At 43.6% G+C, this 17,257-nt stretch carries 16 protein-coding genes; 8 read left to right on the plus strand and 8 right to left on the minus strand.

The genetic code is table 11. From position 1 onward, the window contains the following. Positions 1–81: 81 nt before the first annotated feature. The 5 genes from nrdD (METHO_RS10115) to METHO_RS13155 all read left to right on the plus strand — a co-directional run bounded on the left by nrdD (METHO_RS10115) (position 82) and on the right by METHO_RS13155 (position 9,238). Positions 82–2,370 carry an anaerobic ribonucleoside-triphosphate reductase gene (nrdD, locus tag METHO_RS10115; protein WP_245546385.1) on the plus strand — a complete coding sequence of 763 codons (2,289 nt, stop codon included), beginning with the start codon at positions 82–84 and terminating at the stop codon, positions 2,368–2,370. Positions 2,371–2,380: 10 nt separating this feature from the next. Further along, positions 2,381–3,157, plus strand: a complete 777-nt coding sequence (locus METHO_RS10120) for an anaerobic ribonucleoside-triphosphate reductase activating protein (RefSeq protein ID WP_015325441.1) — start codon at positions 2,381–2,383, stop codon at positions 3,155–3,157. A 69-nt stretch (positions 3,158–3,226) separates the two neighbouring features. Further along, the gene (locus METHO_RS10125) at positions 3,227–4,084 is read left to right on the plus strand and encodes a DUF4349 domain-containing protein (protein WP_015325442.1); all 858 of its coding nucleotides are present in this window, start codon (positions 3,227–3,229) and stop codon (positions 4,082–4,084) included. A gap of 141 nt (positions 4,085–4,225) precedes the next feature. After that, a complete protein-coding gene (thiL, locus tag METHO_RS10130) occupies positions 4,226–5,224 on the plus strand; it encodes a thiamine-phosphate kinase (RefSeq protein WP_015325443.1) in 999 nt (332 codons plus the stop codon). A gap of 42 nt (positions 5,225–5,266) precedes the next feature. After that, positions 5,267–9,238, plus strand: coding sequence for an S-layer protein domain-containing protein (locus METHO_RS13155; protein WP_015325444.1), 3,972 nt, complete (start codon positions 5,267–5,269; stop codon positions 9,236–9,238). Between the two features lie 6 nt (positions 9,239–9,244). Here the strand turns inward: METHO_RS13155 and METHO_RS10140 are convergent, their stop codons facing one another. Next, on the minus strand, positions 9,245–9,766 hold the full coding sequence (locus METHO_RS10140; protein WP_015325445.1) for a helix-turn-helix domain-containing protein: 522 nt from the start codon (positions 9,764–9,766) through the stop codon (positions 9,245–9,247). Between the two features lie 161 nt (positions 9,767–9,927). On the opposite strand from METHO_RS10140, the gene METHO_RS10145 reads away from it, so the two are divergent. Genes METHO_RS10145 through METHO_RS10155 form a run of 3 tightly spaced genes read left to right on the plus strand, consistent with a single transcriptional unit; the run spans position 9,928 to position 12,580 of the window. Next, positions 9,928–10,935 carry an ABC transporter substrate-binding protein gene (locus METHO_RS10145; RefSeq protein ID WP_015325446.1) on the plus strand — a complete coding sequence of 336 codons (1,008 nt, stop codon included), beginning with the start codon at positions 9,928–9,930 and terminating at the stop codon, positions 10,933–10,935. A 50-nt stretch (positions 10,936–10,985) separates the two neighbouring features. Continuing rightward, positions 10,986–11,813: an ABC transporter permease gene (locus METHO_RS10150; protein ID WP_015325447.1), complete on the plus strand. Its 828-nt coding sequence runs from the start codon at positions 10,986–10,988 to the stop codon at positions 11,811–11,813. Next, positions 11,813–12,580, plus strand: coding sequence for an ABC transporter ATP-binding protein (locus METHO_RS10155; protein ID WP_015325448.1), 768 nt, complete (start codon positions 11,813–11,815; stop codon positions 12,578–12,580). Before METHO_RS10150 ends, METHO_RS10155 begins: the two co-directional genes overlap by 1 nt. A gap of 25 nt (positions 12,581–12,605) precedes the next feature. Here the strand turns inward: METHO_RS10155 and METHO_RS10160 are convergent, their stop codons facing one another. The 7 genes from METHO_RS10160 to METHO_RS10185 form a co-directional block, all read right to left on the minus strand. Further along, positions 12,606–13,037 (minus strand): DUF583 domain-containing protein, encoded by a 432-nt coding sequence (locus METHO_RS10160; RefSeq protein ID WP_015325449.1) that lies wholly within the window; start codon positions 13,035–13,037, stop codon positions 12,606–12,608. A 95-nt stretch (positions 13,038–13,132) separates the two neighbouring features. Next, positions 13,133–13,825: a prenyltransferase/squalene oxidase repeat-containing protein gene (locus tag METHO_RS10165; RefSeq protein WP_015325450.1), complete on the minus strand. Its 693-nt coding sequence runs from the start codon at positions 13,823–13,825 to the stop codon at positions 13,133–13,135. Positions 13,826–13,860: 35 nt separating this feature from the next. Further along, the gene (gene nrdD, locus METHO_RS14415) at positions 13,861–14,091 is read right to left on the minus strand and encodes an anaerobic ribonucleoside-triphosphate reductase (protein WP_083885804.1); all 231 of its coding nucleotides are present in this window, start codon (positions 14,089–14,091) and stop codon (positions 13,861–13,863) included. Positions 14,092–14,130: 39 nt separating this feature from the next. Beyond that, entirely contained in the window at positions 14,131–14,970 is an 840-nt protein-coding gene (locus METHO_RS10170; RefSeq protein WP_015325451.1) for an Mrp/NBP35 family ATP-binding protein, read from the minus strand. A 53-nt stretch (positions 14,971–15,023) separates the two neighbouring features. Next, on the minus strand, positions 15,024–15,359 hold the full coding sequence (locus METHO_RS10175) for a DUF134 domain-containing protein (RefSeq protein ID WP_015325452.1): 336 nt from the start codon (positions 15,357–15,359) through the stop codon (positions 15,024–15,026). Positions 15,360–15,430: 71 nt separating this feature from the next. Further along, positions 15,431–16,414, minus strand: coding sequence for a radical SAM protein (locus tag METHO_RS10180; protein ID WP_015325453.1), 984 nt, complete (start codon positions 16,412–16,414; stop codon positions 15,431–15,433). Between the two features lie 36 nt (positions 16,415–16,450). Next, positions 16,451–17,161 (minus strand): MBL fold metallo-hydrolase, encoded by a 711-nt coding sequence (locus tag METHO_RS10185; protein WP_015325454.1) that lies wholly within the window; start codon positions 17,159–17,161, stop codon positions 16,451–16,453. Between the last annotated feature and the right edge of the window lie 96 nt (positions 17,162–17,257).

Below are 17,257 nucleotides of genomic sequence, written 5' to 3' on the forward strand. Positions count from 1 at the left end.
ATAGAGACACAGGACAAGAAGGAAGAAGTACCTGAAAGGAGTGACAAAAGGCTTAAGTTCACGGGTACTGTTCAGGAGGACATGACACAACCGCAAAAACAGGCCGTACAAAGGACCCTTGATGGCCATTCCATATCTGTTATGCCAAAAGTGCGTACCACTGACGGACACATGGTGGACTGGGATCGTAATATAGTGGTCAACCAGCTGATGAAGGAAACAGGCCTTGCCACAAGGTTCTACAATAAGCCTGGCATAACCAGAAAAGAAGCTCAGGAAATTGCAAAAGATACAGAAAGACGTATAAGACAGATGGACCTCAAATTCCTTTCAGGCCCACTCATCAGGGAAATGGTAAACATGATCCTGCTGGAGCGAGGACATGTGGAATGGAGGAACGTTTCCACCAGAGTGGGTACTCCTGTATATGATGCCTGCGAGATCGACCTGGGATCAGGTTTTGAGGCGAAGGACAATGCAAATCTGCAGGAGAATGCCGAAACATCACACAAAAAGAAGGCAGACAAGATCTCCAAAGAGCAGTATTTGCTGCTGTTGCCACCCAGACTGGCAGACCTACACCTTAACGGCGATCTGCACATCCACGACCTGGAATACATGGGCACACGTGCCTTTTGTCAGGACTGGGACCTGAGGTATTTCTTCTACTATGGCCTTATGCCCGATGGGTCTGGTGCCAAGGCCAGTGTTGCGGGTCCTGCCATGAAGGCAGAAGTTGCCATCCTGCATGCAGTAAAAGCATTGGGTAGCGCCCAGACCAATTTCGCTGGAGGACAGGGATTCTACAATTTCCTGACATTCCTTGCACCTTACTTCGAAGGCAAGAGCTACAAGGACATCGAACAGCTTATGCAGATGTTCGTGTACGAGATGACACAGATGATGGTAGCCCGGGGAGGCCAGGTTGTCTTCTCCTCAGTGCAGTTATCCCCTGGTGTGCCAAAGCTCTGGAAAGATATTCCTGTAGTATACAAGGGCAAGGTGCATGATGGCACCAACGGCACTGTCAGGCGTACATACGAAGAGTTCGAACGGGAGGTAAGGCTGGGATTCGCAGCACTCATGAACGTTATGCTTCAGGGAGATAACTGGGGCAAGCCGTTTAACTTCCCAAAGCCAGAGATATCCATTGAACCGGATTTCATGCAGGAGGATGATTTATTCAACCGTGCCCATCCTGAGCTTCCCACCTATGATGGCCTGTACACCCTGGCATTCGAACTGGCTGCAAAGTTCGGCACACCTTACTTTGATAACCAGTTACCTGAGTATAGAGGATCAGGAGATGGGATCTCATGTTATCAGTGCTGTGCATACCAGTTCTCTGCAAATGCAGATGCAGATGACAGATTTGATGACAAACTCCATTTCAGGGATGGTATGCATTTCTCCATGGGCTCATGGCAGGTAGTGACACTCAACTGTCCAAGAGCAGCATACAGGGCAAATGGTGATGATATGGCGCTGTTTGCGGACCTCAAGAGTCTGATGGACCAGGCCATCAAGATCTTTGCAACCAAAAGACAGTGGATGGAGAGTATTATAGAGAATGAAAGGATGCCCTTTGCGACCCAGCGTCCAAAAGACCCGATGACCGGTAAGAAGGGCTCAATAGCAGTGGATATAGACTCACTGGTATATACCATAGGTGTTGTGGGAATAAACGAGATGGTGCATTACCACACAGGCAACCAGATATATGAGTCAAAGGCTGCCTTCAAGTTCGCTATAAGAGTTATGACAGAACTTGAAATGTATGCACGCGAGCTGGGCCAGAAGCATGGAATCGAGATAGCACTTGCAAGGACCCCTGCAGAGACCACAGGTCAGAGGTTTGCTGCATCCGACCTGTTGCATGAGGAATATGCAGATAGTGCAAAGCAGGTCGTGCAGGGAGATCTGGAAACAGCTCTGGCAAAGATAAAGGACACACATGACCTTCCTATCTATTACACCAATGGAACTCATGTGCCACCTGGAGCTGATATATCCCTTGCTGAGAGGATAAAGATAGAGCATGTGTTCTTCCCCATAGTGGATGGAGGAAATATCTGCCACATCTGGCTGGGAGAAGGTTCACCGGATCCAAAAGGTCTGAAGGAATTTGCTATGAACATTGCAAAGAACACACAAGTAGGATACTTTACCTTCACCAAGGACATGACTATCTGCCTGAACGATTTCCACATGATGTCCGGACTAAAGGATGCATGTGAGAACTGTGGTTCTTCCAATGTGGAACAGATGTCCAGGGTCACAGGATATATCCAATCTGTCAGCGGCTGGAATGCTGCAAAGAAGCAGGAACTGGCAGACAGGAAGAGATATAAAGTAGCTGGCATTGCTTGATTGTGGTATAATGAACGCCAATTACGGCTCATATATACCCATTTCGACTGTAGACTGGCATGGGAAAGCGGCTGTAGCCCTCTTTTTGAGAGGATGTCCTTTCCGCTGCCCCTACTGCCAGAACTATGAGATCCTGGAAGGATCCGACCTTCTTGAAGTGAAGGTCCTGAAGGATAAAATTGAAAATTCGATTCCTTTTGTAAGCAGCCTTGTAATTTCCGGCGGAGAACCCCTGATACAAAAAAATATTGTGAAGGAACTGGCAAGCTTTGCTAAGAAAAAGGGATTGCTGGTTGGCATACACACCAATGGTTTTTTTCCACAGGTTATTGACGAACTCTTGCAGGAATCATTAGTAGACGCTTTTTTCCTGGATATCAAAGCGCCTATGAACGACCCTATAGCTTACGGCAAGGCCATTGGCCGTGATGAATATAACCTTGATCTGGAACCTAAAATGGTTATAGAAAATATTACAAAGAGCCTGGACATCATTTCCGGAAGTGGTGCACAGCTGGAGTTGAGGACTACTGTTGTACCCGGCATTGTGGGCAGCAAGGAGGATATTGCTGCTATAGGTCAGTTATTATCCCCTTATGTCAAGGACAAAGACATACCCTATGTGATACAACAGGGACTACCTGAAAATGCCATGTCTGAGGGCTTAAGAGATACAAAGCCTTTCACAAGGGAAGAATTGCTTGAGATGGCTAAAGCTGCATACCCTTTTCTACATAATGTCTGGATAAGGACAAAAGAATCAGGCAATGAAGAAGTTAACTTCTAATTTGTTTGAAGTTAACATAATTTGTTTATATGTAAGACTTCATACATTATAAAAGTTGGAGTCAATCGAATGAAAATAAACTATCAACTACTGGTTGTAGTATTGCTCCTTATAGGAACAAGTGTTGCAGGCTGTATATCTCAAACGAGTACAGACTCATCATCTCAAGCCCCTCAAGTCACCGTATATCCTGCTTCTGAGAACAGTGCAGCATATGAATATACGAGTGATGAGACGTTCGCGGGAGCTGGCACTTCTGAAATTTACCTTTCTGAAAGAAAGACTATCACAAACGTGGATATATCGATGGAAGCAGACAATGCTTTCAGGACTGTGGATGAGATCACAGTAATGGCAACTGCTGCAGGTGGTTATGTTTCAGGTTCATCTGTTTATGATCCATACTACAGTGATACCTCCCGCCAGGAAGGTTATATCACTGTACGGATACCTGCTGAAAATTATACTGCTTTCGTGAGAGATGTTGAAAAACTGGGTGAAGTTAACTCTAAAAGCATAACAGGTACTGACGTTACAGAGGAATACATAGACATGGAAGCCAGGCTCAATAACCTGCTAAAGCAGGAAAAACGCCTGACAGAGATCCTCAATATATCCACTACCGTCGAAGAAGTGCTTAGTGTGGAAAAAGAACTAGAGAGGGTACGCGGAGAAATAGATAGCCTTACTGGAAGGTTGCAGTATCTGAACAACATAATAGATTTTGCCACGATCAATATCAGAGTAACAGAACCAACACCTATCACACATTCATGGGGTATGAGGGATGCTCTTTCCAGTTCAGTGCAGGGTTTTGTGTCAACTGTCAGAGCCATGGTAATTCTGGTCGGATATCTGCTCCCAATTCTAATAGTGCTTTCGACCCTTGTAGCTATCCTGTTGGTGATAAGGCGCAGGAAACAATAAATGAGTAATATTAGTAGCTTATATGGACAGTATATAGAAGGCGTAGAAGCCTTATATTGAATGAAGGTCTATGACACATGCGATCATATAAAAATGGTATGGCCTATGTAGAGACTTTTTCCAGATATTAAATGATGACTCATGAGATACACACCAGTTTCAAAAATTGGAGAAAGACCTCTGATATCCCTGATATCGAATATATTCCGTGAATTGCCTGATGGCATCATTTTAGGTGCCGGTCCCGATGACTGCGCAGTAATAGATATAAAAGAGAGTTCATATCTTGTAGTTACTACGGATATGCTGCATCGTATGACAGATTTTCCCTGGCAGATGAGCCCCTGGCAAATTGGATGGATGTCTGCTGCAGTTAACCTGAGTGATATTGCTGCTATGGGTGCCAGGCCACTAGGTGTACTGGCAGCTATAGGCCTTCCGATTGACACAGATGTCGCTTTTGCGGAAGAGATCGCCAGAGGCATGAGGGACTGTGCCAGAGAATATGACACTGCAATCATAGGCGGAGATATTGACACCCATGATGAACTTACTATTTGCGGTACAGCCCTTGGAACCGTGCCAAAGGAACAACTGCTTACAAGAAAAGGTGCGCATGTGGGCGACAAGGTATGTGTTACAGGATATGCAGGTGCTGCGGGTGCTGCCCTCTATGCTTTGGAAAACGATATTAACGCACCGGATAGTGTCCTTAAGGCTTTGCTCGAACCCACACCCCGAATAAATGAAGCAATGAAACTTGCATCCATGGGCCATGTGACAAGCATGATGGATACAAGTGATGGCATTGCAATGTCACTTTATGATCTTTCAAAATCCTCCGAAGTAGGATTCAGGCTTCAGGAAAAGATGCTACCCCTGCAGCCGGAGGTAGAAGAATTGATGTCTTTTAACAGGGAAAATCTATATTCTATGGCCCTTTATACAGGCGGTGATTTTGAACTGATCTTCACTGTGAGGCCAGAAGGCATTGAAGATGTGCTGAAACTGGGTAATATCAGTATGATCGGAGAGGTTGTACATCAGGAAAAATCGATCTCCATACAAAAGTCGGATGGTACTGTGTTGCAAGTGGAACGAAAAGGCTATGAACAGTTAAAGATAGCAGATAATACATAAAATGCAAGAAATAAAGTAAGTAGAAATATGGTAGGTTATATCATGAAAACGCGTTTAGGTTTTGCTATATATTTAGTATTGATACTGCTGGCAGGTGGGGCAATTGCGATCCCAAGCATTTCTGACCACTCTCCAGCCAGCGATCTGACTTCAACAGTTGGTGATAGCCAAGATTTCAGTGTTAACATAAATGAAACTGCTGATGTTACCTGGTTTTTGAATGGGACACTGGTCAACACAGATGAAGCAGTAACCACTTCTACATATTCAAATGACGATGCATCCGCTGGAGTATATAATGTTACAGCAGTAACACAGAATGCCAATGGAACTGACCAGTATATCTGGATTTGGACTGTAAATAGTACACCTTTGACTATAACAGGCTACAACCCCGATGACACTACCCCAGAATCCATAACAGGAGAATCAGTAAATTTTGATGTCACACTCAACCAGGAAGCTGAGATAAGATGGCTTATTAACGGAACAGAAGTGGATACAGCAACAGGTGCTTCAGACTCATATTCAAACAGCACAGCTCTTGCCGGAAGACATAATGTAACGGCTGTTGCATCGAACATGAACGGTACTGAACAGAGAACCTGGGATTGGACGGTCACAAACGCAACAAATGAAACACTGTCCATTACAGATTTCAGGCCTACTGATACCACCCCAGAATCGACCACCGGAACTCCAATAGAATTTAATATTACACTCAACCAGGAAGCTGAGATAAGATGGCTGATCAATGGAACCGTTGTGGATACAGCAACCGGCACTTCTGATTTATATACTAACAGTACGGCTGTTCCAGGAACATATAATGTAACGGCAGCTGCATCGAATGCAAATGGCTCTGCTCAACAAATATGGGGTTGGACGGTCACAAGCGCAACAAATGAAACATTATCCATTACAGATTTTACACCCACTGACACCACTCCAGAATCTATCACAGGAACTTCAATGGAATTTAATGTTACACTCAACCAAGAAGCTGAGATAAGATGGCTGATCAATGGAACTGTTGTGGATACAACAGCTGGAACTTCTGATTCATATTCTAACAGTACGGCTGTTCCAGGAACATATAATGTAACGGCAGCTGTATCAAATGCAAATGGCTCTGCTCAACAGATATGGGACTGGAAGGTTTCAAATGCTGAGATCGGATCTCCCGAGATCACAGGTTTCACTCCTGAAGAGGACCCTGCAAGTGTGGTGGGTGCTTATCAGAATTTTACAGTTGAAACTAATCAGGATGTCGATATCGAATGGTATATCGATGGAGATCTGGAGCAAACCAACGAATCTGTATCATTTGCAGCATTAAATGTTTCGGATAAGGCTACAGGTTCCTATAATGTAACAGCGATAGCATCAAATGAAAATGGAGATGCTCAGAAGAGATGGACATGGACAGTAGCTTCAAAAACATATCTGAGTGGTGACCGTATATGGGACGCTGATGCCAATCAGTCTCTTGATTATACATGGACGGCCCTGAGCTACTCCGGTTTTTACTATGACCTTGATACAGGAGAAGGATCAGAGACCATGACCGTGCATCTTGACAGCAGGTCTGACAGATCTATTGACAGAGAGGATCTGGAGTATGAAACCACACCTATAACTACTGATTTTGAGTATGGCAATTGGGGTAAGTATCAGGTCATAGGTTTCATGGCCGAGAAATATTTCGCAGGATATCTGGACACTACTCGGTTTACTGACGAGATAAGTGTCATGTCGGACGGCATACTCTCTAAAGTGCTCTTAGATGAAAGTGATAAAAAATCACTATATGCAGGCTCAAGCCTTACCCTGGAACAAGGTTATGCCCTGAACATAGTAGAAGTAGACGTGAACGGTAACAATGTGTATGTAACCCTTTCCAAGGATGGCTCACAAGTTGATGAGACCATAGTAAGAGATAATGGTACCTATGTCTATGAAGCCGAAATGGGAGACAGTAATGATGTCCCAATAATAGCGGTGCATTTCGGCAATGTATTCCTGGGTACTGAGGCCAGTGCAGTGTTCATAGATGCTATTTTCCAGATATCTGATGAATACATAAGCGTTGATTCCGGTGACAGCTATGGGGTCATGGAAGTTCAGACCGTGAGCAACGAGAAGATAACCATGCAGAATGATGATTCGATCTCCCTCAATAAGGGCAAGGTAACCAATATAATGGGTAAACTGGAATTCATCGTTGCTGATGACTCTACTCTGAGATTTGCTCCTTTTGTTGACATGTCAGAAACTGGAACCTATGAACTAAGAGGTACTGTTTCAGAGGAAGAGGCCTTTGAATGGACACCTCTGAACTTCGAGGGGTTTTACTACAACATTGATGAGGGGATAGGCACCGAAAAACTTGAGATAACTGAATTATCCGGCAGGACCATTGACGACGGGAATCTGGTATATACTTCAACTCCGGAGGATGTGAGTTTCGAGTACGATGACTGGGGAGATTTTGAAGTAATAGGATTCATGGCTGACAAATACTTTGCAGGTTATCCAAAAAATGATTTCACAAATGAGGTAAGCCTTGTTTCACAGGGTCAGCTCTCCAAAGTGCTTCTGGACAAAAGTGATAAAACATCGTTAGTCTCAGGTTCATCTTTAGTACTGGAAGAGGGTTATGCACTGAGCATTGTAGAGGTTGACGTGAACGGCGACACAGTGTATATACGGCTTACAAAGGATGGCGATCAGATAGATGATGACATTATTTCCTCAGACGCGACCTATGCCTATAAAATGAATGTAGGGGATGTTGATGATGTACCTGTCATAGCGGTTCACTTCCAGGATGTATTCCAGGGAACAGAAAGTAGTGCTGTTTTTGTAGATGGCATCTTCCAGATATCAGATGAGTATGTATCTGTAGAAAGTGGTGAAGCCTTTGGTGAGATGGAAGTGACCGGTATCTCGGAAACCGGCATTACAATGGAGAACGAAGATTCAATATCACTTTCAAGGGACAAAGAAGTCTCTGTTATGGGTGACATTAAGTTCAAGGTGGCTGATGACAGTACTGTACGGTTCTATCCCTTCGTGGAAGTGGAAACAGCTGCATCTGAAGCACTCATTATAGATAATAATGAGGTAGTAACCCAGGGCGTTCCAATGAATATAACGGTCACTTCCAGAGGTATGGCTGTAGGCAATGCCACGTTGAAATTAGATAGCGAAAATATTGGCTCCACTTCTAATGAAGGAACACTCCGATATACACCCGATCAAACTGGTAACTTCACCATCACTGCAGAAAAAGATGGATATGCCTCTGCAACCTCGAATTTAGAGGTAATATCTTCTCAGGATGAATCAAGAAAGATGACCATCGATATCATTCCAGAAGAAGTTTTTGAAGGAACTACTGTTGAATTCCGCGTACTTAAGGCAATCGGCGGAGAAGCCATTGAAGGAGCAGAAGTGGCTTTCGATGGTAGGCCTATAGGTAACACTTCAAGTAATGGTAACATTACCCATACGGTTACAGAAGTGGGCATACACAAGCTGACTGTTTCAAAGCCCGGATTATTGGACGCAGAACTTAACTTTGAGGTAAAGGAGCTTGCTGCCAGGTTCACCTTTACGAACCTGCAGATATCACCCCTTGAAGTGAGAGCCGGAGATGAGGCAACTTTCTCTGTGGATGTATCGAACACTGGCACAGCACCTGGGAACTATACTGTTGAACTGAAGATCAATGGTACTGTGGCAGACTCCCAAGCAGTGACACTTAACAACGGAAATTCCACAACACTAAAATTCGTCCATGTGGAAGAGGAGCCAGGTACATACATTGCTTCAGTGCGTGAACTGAACAGTACCTATGAAGTACTTGAGAAATCAGGTACTATATGGTATATCCTAGGGGGTATAATCCTGCTGGCTGCAGCAGGGGTTGGATACCTCTTTACAGCTGGCGGCTGGACAGTGGAAATGGCAAAGGCGAAAATAAATGAATTTATCGGTTCTATCCGATAAATTCAATTAACCTATTTTTTTTGACACTCTTTCTATTGCCTCTATCAGGCTGTTCTTTGGCATGATGGTAGCCACCGGAATCCTCAATATTTTTTCTACTGTTGAACTTACAATTGGTGCACATACCAGTGCACGAGCTCCTTCACGTTCTGCTTTAACTGCTGCAATTATGGCTTCCTCTATAGAGGTTGCAGAATATTCCCTGATAGTACAGAGGTTTCCCCCTATCTTTTTCTTTGTCTCTCTTATATTATCAAGCACAGGTCTTGCAGCAATTACCGCGATAAAACTTCCTTTTTCAGAATTTTGCAGTCTTTTTATGGTTCTGACTATCTGTCTCAATGTTTTCATGTTAGGCTCTCTTTTGCCTGACATTATCTTATACAAAGTACTTGCAGGCATATTTGCCTCCTGAGCAAATTCCACCGCATTCAAACCCAAATCTTCTTTCATTACCCTGGATAATGTTTTTTGGAACTCCTCATAAGAGGCCAGTATAGCATCTACTACTTCATCTGATGATTCCATGTTCTTTCCTTATATCTGATAAAATATCCGCATAAGGAAAATGTACCGACAATATTTATACTTTCAGGAAAATTCCTTTGTAGCTCACAGGAAACATTAAATATAGCTCAGTAGAACGAGTTCATTATTAAGATTCACCATTGAGAAAAAGAGGTGGAATTATGTACAGCAAACAAATTAACAAAATAATAGGGGCCATTTTAATCATCACTGCTATGATGGCTATTGCATTTATTTCAGGTTGCACTGAACCTCAACAGAAAAAGGAACTGACAGAGATAAAATTCGGATACCAGCCCAGTACTCATCAGATAGCGTATCTGACAGCAAAGGACAAAGGCATGTGGAACACGAGCCTGGCACCTTTGGGTATAGTGAAAACAAGTGATAATCTGTTCCCAAGTGGAGCCCCCGAAATGACAGCTATGCTTTCAGGAGACCTTGACGTGGCGTATGTGGGGGCCGCACCATTCATATCTGCTCTGAGTGAGGGGCTCGATGCCAAAATAGTGGCTGCTGTTCAGGTACAGGGCTCTGATCTCGTAGTACGCACAGGTGTACCTTATGAGAAGCCTGAAGATCTCAAAGGACTGAAGATAGCTACATTCCCGCCAGGGACTATTCAGGATACACTGCTTAGAAACTGGCTGAAAACAAATAACATTGACCCGGACAGAGATGTGACCATCCTGCCTATGACATCTGCAGACGCTGTAACAGCCATCTCAGCCGGCCAGGTGGATGCTGTGTTCCTGCCACATCCCTCACCAACTGAAATAAAGGAAAAGGGTTATGGAAGAACTGTAATCCAGTCCGGAGAGATCATGCCTAACCATGCATGTTGTGTCGTTGTGGTCAGTGGAGATCTCATCAAGAATCACCCTGAAGTAGTGAAGCAGATAGTTAAGACACATGTAGATGCTACAGAGTACAACAATGCGCATCCTGATGAAGCGGCCCAGATCTATGCGGCTGATCAGCAAATGAATATAACCATTGTCCAGCACTCAATTAATGAATGGGATGGCACATGGGTGTCAGATCCGCATCTGATCGTAAACTCAACAGTGGATTATGCAAATATACAGTATGAACTGGGATATATAAAGAAACCACTAACGGAAAAAGATATATTTGATATGTCTTTTTATGATTCCTTACAAAACTAAGAGCATTGACAGCAATTTACATGAAGTAGCAAGGAGTCCTGTAGGCAGACATGATAAAAAAAATAATACACGCAGTAAAGAGCAGAGCAGTGGAGACCATTTCCATAGTCTCTGCCCTTCTGCTGTGGCAAATGACAGCGGATCTTATAGTTCGCAATAAGTTCTTTCTGCCAAGTGTCCTTGATGTAATTTCTGCTGCATTAATGATAGTTCAGCGCCCATCGGTTTTAGAAATAGGGGCATTGGCCATAGAAATACCGGTGGTTTTAGTTGACCTCTTGCAAAGCCTGTTACATTTTTCCATAGGCATGGTAGCAGCCTTGTTCGTAGGAATACCCGTAGGCATGATCATGGGCTGGTTCACAACATTGAACAGAGTACTTGATCCGATCATTGAGATGTTAAGGCCTATACCCCCACTTGCCTGGATACCTTTTGCGATAATATGGCTGGGCCTCACTCCTGTATCAGCCGGTTTTCTGATCTTTATTGGAGCTGTGTTTCCCATTATTATTAACACTTTCACAGGCCTTAAGAACGTACCACGGATATATGTAGAAGCTGCCAAGGTACTTGGATGCAGGCAGGACCGTGATCTTATAAGATACGTTGCCCTTCCTTCTGCTCTACCGTCAATTGCAGCTGGTATAAGGATAGCTATGGGCGTGGGGTGGATGTGCCTGGTGGCTGCGGAGATGTTCGGTGTGAGCAAATACGGACTAGGTTTCAAGATATGGCATCATTACCACCTTCATCAGATGGACTTGGTGCTCGTATACATGATGGTCCTGGGCCTTCTGGGGCTTTTGATTGACAAGACCCTCAGATATGTTATCGATGAACACCTGCTCAAATGGCAGGCAGGAGTTGTCAGATAATGGGAAAAGTAGAAATAAACAATATTACCCGCGTGTTCAGAAAAGAAGGTGCACCTGAAACCCTTGCATTAGATAACGTGAGTCTTAACATAAATGATAAGGAGTTTGTATGTTTCGTTGGACCTTCTGGTTGCGGTAAGACCACTCTTCTGCGCATTATTGCCGGACTTGATACTCCAGATTCAGGAGAAATACTATTGGATGGAGCAAAAATATCCATACCGGACTCAAAAAGAGGCATGGTATTTCAGGAATATTCGCTGTTCCCCTGGAGAAACGTCACCGAAAACATCATCTTTGGCCCGGAAATGAAAGGCATTCCCAGAAAAAAAGCGAAAGAAGATACTGAAAAATACCTTGAGCTGGTGGGCCTTACCCAGTTCAGGAATAGTTTCCCTCATGAACTATCCGGAGGTATGCGACAAAGAGTTGCTATTGCCCGTGCACTTGCAAATGAACCGGAAGTATTGCTCATGGATGAACCTTTCGGTGCACTGGATGCTCAGACAAGGAACGCGTTACAGTATCAGTTGCTGGATATATGGGATAAGAAGCACATAACCATCCTATTCGTCACCCATAGTGTGGATGAAGCTGTATTTTTGGCCGACAGGATAGTAATTATGACAGCAAGGCCCGGAAAGATTAAAGAAGTAATAAATGTGGGTCTTCCACGTCCCAGAATACGAACAAGCCCTGAAGCAAACCAGCTGAGGACCACCGTATTAAAATTACTTTCCGAAGAAAGAAAGGAAAGAATTGATTAAGCTAAAATAGCTGGTTCAAAATAACTCATTCGGAACGTACTATCACTTTCGTTCCGGCCTCTATATCCTTTATGCTGACCTTGCCTACCAGTTCCAATAGTGTCTCAGCTTTTACAAAACCCACCGAACAGCCTGGTCGCACAAGCATCTGCCCACCACATGTAGCAGAACCTGCGATATCGACATCATCCATTAGTGTAAGGTCTTTGTCCACCTGTAAGCTACCCCTTATCTCACAGTGCGGACCAATGATCGCATTATGTGCCTGCACATCCCCTTTGACCAGAGAGTTCTTCCCAAGTTCCAGATTTCCTTCAACTCTCAGTTCCTGCCAGAAGTTACAGCTTGCGCCGACTATCAGATTGCCTTTGAGCAGAACACTATTCTCAAAGTATGCTTTTTTCTGGATGATGTAGGTATTAGAACCGGGATGGTATTTGATAAATTCTGTATTCATTTTATCACTGGTACAAGATGATGCAACTAAGAACGTGTATTATAGGCTGGCCTCTCATATATATTAGTTTCATAAGAGGCTATTTGAGAAAGCTGCTATAAATGCCATAATGCAAGCGTGATCAATGAAAGAGAACTTGCAACAATGCTATCTTCTCCTATACCCCAGAAACCTTCAGAGTTCTGTGCTTGCATAAGCCAGTCAATAGAAACTTTAAGCTCTTCCCTCAAACCTATCATTAAAAGTGACTGCATCACTATATTGCTGGTTGCTATGTTCTTCCATCCACCATCAGGTCCGCGTTTTTCAAGCAACCAGCGTGCTCTTCCATCTATAAGGTCACGATATTCATCCTGGGTAGCACCCTGTTTTACCAAAGCCATGATCACCAGCGCAGTGGTTCCAGGATGTTCCCATTCAGGCCCATAGTTATCAAATAACCATCTGCAACCTTCCGGATCATGAATACCCATATCTGCAAGGGCTATGAGGGAATATGTGGTATCGTACACGTTACGGTCCCAGGAGCCTTCTTTTTTTTGTGAAAGAAGCCATTGCCCCGCATCCGGGAAGATCAGACCCATATGAAAAAGAGAAGAGATCACTCTTGCAGTTTCTCTTACATTCCCTCCCCAGGGTGGATTGCCTTTGAGCCAGACAAGGCGAGCAGTATGCCGGCTGGGAAGTTTCCATGCGCCGCGAGCCCAGACCACGCGGGAGATCTCCTTGGTGGAATCAGGTTGTTGTATATCGATCCAATCAAGTGCCTTTGATATCCTGGGGTCCATGAAATATAATATACGGGTCTGTATTTAGTGTTTTTCTAGCAATGCATCCTATACCTGTGCCTCTTAGCATACTCTGCTTTTTTTCCGGGATTCCATTGGTTCACATGACTGTAATAGCCGGTTACCCTGGATACAGGATCAGTTACCGGACTTGAGCATAGCGGGTATATTTCACTTACACCTCTGGAAGTATACCCCTTATAACATATGGAAAAATGAGGGGAGAAACAGAAATAAACAAAACAATATAAAAATGTATTGTGCAGGGATCATAGACTTTTCCCCGCACAAAAAGTGTACGAAACTTACACCTGTTTTTTAAATCCAACAACAGAATCTACTATCTTTGTGAATTCCCTTGACCACTCAGTGGAATCGGCATCCAGAGTATGCACCTTTCCGCTATCCTCGATCTCAGCGAGCTTTGGATCCATGGGCAAAGCGCCAAGCACCGGCACATCAAAGTCCTTGGCTGCCTTTTCAACTCCACCTTTACTGAAAAGATCTATTCTCTCATCACAATGAGGGCAGATGATCACACTCATATTCTCCACTATGCCGATCACAGGAACCTTTAGCATATGGGCGAAGGTAATAGACTTGCGTACACTTACCAGTGCCATGTCCTGAGGTGTAGTGACGACCACAGCACCATCGATCTTTTCAATGAGCTGAGCAATGCTGAGGGGCTCATCACCGGTTCCCGGTGGCAGGTCAACGATCAGGTAATCAAGCTTTCCCCATGAAACATCTTCCAGGAACTGTTTGATAGCTGCCATCTTGGCCGGTCCTCTCCATATCACTGGAGAATCCTTGTCCTCAATTAGTAAGGCAATGGACATAACTTTGAGGTTATCTGTCACTGATACTGGAACAATGCCTTTCTCGTCCACTTCAGGTCTTTTGTCCTCTATCCCGAACATCTTGGGAATGCTTGGTCCGTGAATGTCACCGTCAAGGAGACCAACTTTGAATCCTTTTCGGGCAAGCTGGGCAGCAAGATTGGCTGCAACAGTACTTTTGCCGACCCCACCTTTTCCACTCATTACCATTATCTTGTTCTTAATAGCCCTCATATTGGCAACTAATTTTGATTCCTGTGGTTTCTGGAGCAGATCCTGCGTTTTCTGAACTTTCTTGTCCATATTGTTTCACCTGAATGATAATTCAAATTTTAAGAGATATCCGTGCATGTGGCTTATGCTGACCTTCTGCAACCTTTGTTTTCCTCTCCGACAGTGACATAATCCCCGCCTGAGATCTCGATAGCTTTCCCATTAGTGAGAGCAAAAGTAACTTTTCTTCTGGCACTTTGCAGATCTTCCCAGAAGGCTCTTCTTGATATCCCCATTTTAAGGGATGCCTCTTCCTGTGTAAGACCTTCAAGATCCACAAGACGCAAAGCCTCAAGTTCTTCTATTGCAATACAAACTACCTCCAGTTCACGTAGAGGCACTCCTCTTGGTTTAAAATAGATCACTTCCGGAGTAAGCTCCACACGTCGTGGGCACTTAGGACGTCCTCGCTCTTTCATAGCATTTTTTCACAATGGATATTAATTATATATAGTTTCCTACAGTCAAAAGTGACCCGATGTAGAAAGGGTCAAGATGCTTTATAATATCTTCCATTTTTGGATACGATACTTATTATATCGTCAGAGGAGATCAGTTTTTCCAGAATAGGAGTCAGTTGTGCACTTGAGATACCAAGGGATGCACATATTTGCTCGCAAGTGCAAGGCCTTCTAAGTATAAGGTCATAAACCTCTTCTCCCAAATTTTCGTGCTGCATGCTTGACCTTTCTCGTCTCAGGCCTTTGAGTACCAGTTTCACTCTATCCCTTCCAAGCTCTGCACCAAATCTGTGTGCTATCTCCTTTAATCTTATTTCTGCCACCGGAACAATGAACTTCTCCGCAGATGGCCTGCTGACAGTTAGTATCTCTATCTCGTCCGGATCAATGGTTTTAATGACCTCTATAAGCTTGGTAATCTCCTCATCCGTACTATTCACCAGATACCCATTGGTTGAATCAACAAGCATTACCTCAATCCCAAGTCTGGGACATTTTTCCAGATCTTTCATTGCCTGCAACCCTTTAATGATGTTATTAAGTCGTATACCTTCAACAGGCCTGTGTATGGCTCTGAACGTATCTTCATTGCCAGAAACAAGGGTTGCTATTACAAGATCTGCTTCAGCAAGATTGGAACGCACGTCATCCCTGTCCACAAGAGAAGAATTTGTTAGCACACAAACAGATTGATCTGTGATCTGTTTTACTCCTAGTATCATTGATCCAAGTGAAAGGTTAAGTGTGGGTTCGCATGTACCGGAAAAAGTAATATAATCAAGGTTTTCGATATTCCTGTGAAAAGATCTGATCCCCTCCACCACTTCTTTGGTGGTGACGGCTCCTGTAACATTTTCCGGTGCTTTTACCATATTATCTACATGTCCCAACTGACAATAGACACAATCAAAATTACAATTCTTCTTTGAATCCTTTCTTTTGATCACATCGATACCCAAGGACCTTCCAAGCCTTCTTGAAAGAATGGGACCATAGATAATTCTTGATTTCATTTATTCTACGACCTAAGTATTATTGATGTGTATTATTCAAAACTCCACAGAATATCCTGCAAAAACATCGACAAAAGCATCCGGATATTTCATCCTGATCTCTTCTTTATGAGCTGTACAATGACCCGCACCTATCAAATGCATGCCTTTGAATAGACCATATTCCTGGCTGTCGTGCAGACCACCCACGATACCAACTACATTACCATAAGAAGAAGCCGCATCCAATATTGCAGGAAGCCCAGGGTGGGCGCAACCAGTTATAACATACAGTCCTTTACTGGAATACAGTATCAAAGATTGTTCTTTTATTTCTTTTCCAAGCTCGCCAGTCGTGTAGATTCCTTTACATATCTCCTGAGGTTCTTTTATCTCATACAACCTCGGATTCATGGAAACATCCACCTCCGAAAAAGAGAGATAAGTACCCCCCTGTTTTCTCCTTGTAGAGATCTCTCTTTTCAGATTGGATGAAAAACTTGCCGGTATAAAGATGTCCACATCTGACTGCATATTGAGGAAAGTTGGCACACCGCCAATGTGATCCCAGTGCTGATGAGATAGCACCAGAATGTTAACATCTTCAGGAGAAAAACCAAGTTTTGCCATATTTGCCAGAAGAACATGGCCATCCCAACCAGTGTCAAAAAGAATATTATGCCCTGCAGTTTCAATTAAGCAAGAAAAACCCCACCCGCTATTCAAACCTTTCTTTGCTTCATTATCATAAATTACCGTAAGCTTCATATTGATACTCCGAACCGACAATAATCGCCTCTTATTGAACCATATTAAACACATGTGAGAATAAATATATATAACTATCTGAAAAGTCTTAAATAT

It is taken from the genome of Methanomethylovorans hollandica DSM 15978 (genome assembly GCF_000328665.1).
GTDB classification, from domain to species: Archaea; Halobacteriota; Methanosarcinia; order Methanosarcinales; family Methanosarcinaceae; genus Methanomethylovorans; species Methanomethylovorans hollandica.

What these genes read in the sequence shown, in the direction of transcription:
- nrdD (WP_245546385.1), top strand. Translation starts at nt 82, where the DNA reads ATGACACAACCGCAAAAACAGGCCGTACAAAGGACCCTTGATGGCCAT.
- METHO_RS10120 (WP_015325441.1), top strand. Translation starts at nt 2,381, where the DNA reads ATGAACGCCAATTACGGCTCATATATACCCATTTCGACTGTAGACTGG.
- METHO_RS10125 (WP_015325442.1), top strand. Translation starts at nt 3,227, where the DNA reads ATGAAAATAAACTATCAACTACTGGTTGTAGTATTGCTCCTTATAGGA.
- thiL (WP_015325443.1), top strand. Translation starts at nt 4,226, where the DNA reads ATGAGATACACACCAGTTTCAAAAATTGGAGAAAGACCTCTGATATCC.
- METHO_RS13155 (WP_015325444.1), top strand. Translation starts at nt 5,267, where the DNA reads ATGAAAACGCGTTTAGGTTTTGCTATATATTTAGTATTGATACTGCTG.
- METHO_RS10140 (WP_015325445.1), bottom strand. Translation starts at nt 9,766, where the DNA reads ATGGAATCATCAGATGAAGTAGTAGATGCTATACTGGCCTCTTATGAG.
- METHO_RS10145 (WP_015325446.1), top strand. Translation starts at nt 9,928, where the DNA reads ATGTACAGCAAACAAATTAACAAAATAATAGGGGCCATTTTAATCATC.
- METHO_RS10150 (WP_015325447.1), top strand. Translation starts at nt 10,986, where the DNA reads ATGATAAAAAAAATAATACACGCAGTAAAGAGCAGAGCAGTGGAGACC.
- METHO_RS10155 (WP_015325448.1), top strand. Translation starts at nt 11,813, where the DNA reads ATGGGAAAAGTAGAAATAAACAATATTACCCGCGTGTTCAGAAAAGAA.
- METHO_RS10160 (WP_015325449.1), bottom strand. Translation starts at nt 13,037, where the DNA reads ATGAATACAGAATTTATCAAATACCATCCCGGTTCTAATACCTACATC.
- METHO_RS10165 (WP_015325450.1), bottom strand. Translation starts at nt 13,825, where the DNA reads ATGGACCCCAGGATATCAAAGGCACTTGATTGGATCGATATACAACAA.
- METHO_RS10170 (WP_015325451.1), bottom strand. Translation starts at nt 14,970, where the DNA reads ATGGACAAGAAAGTTCAGAAAACGCAGGATCTGCTCCAGAAACCACAG.
- METHO_RS10175 (WP_015325452.1), bottom strand. Translation starts at nt 15,359, where the DNA reads ATGAAAGAGCGAGGACGTCCTAAGTGCCCACGACGTGTGGAGCTTACT.
- METHO_RS10180 (WP_015325453.1), bottom strand. Translation starts at nt 16,414, where the DNA reads ATGAAATCAAGAATTATCTATGGTCCCATTCTTTCAAGAAGGCTTGGA.
- METHO_RS10185 (WP_015325454.1), bottom strand. Translation starts at nt 17,161, where the DNA reads ATGAAGCTTACGGTAATTTATGATAATGAAGCAAAGAAAGGTTTGAAT.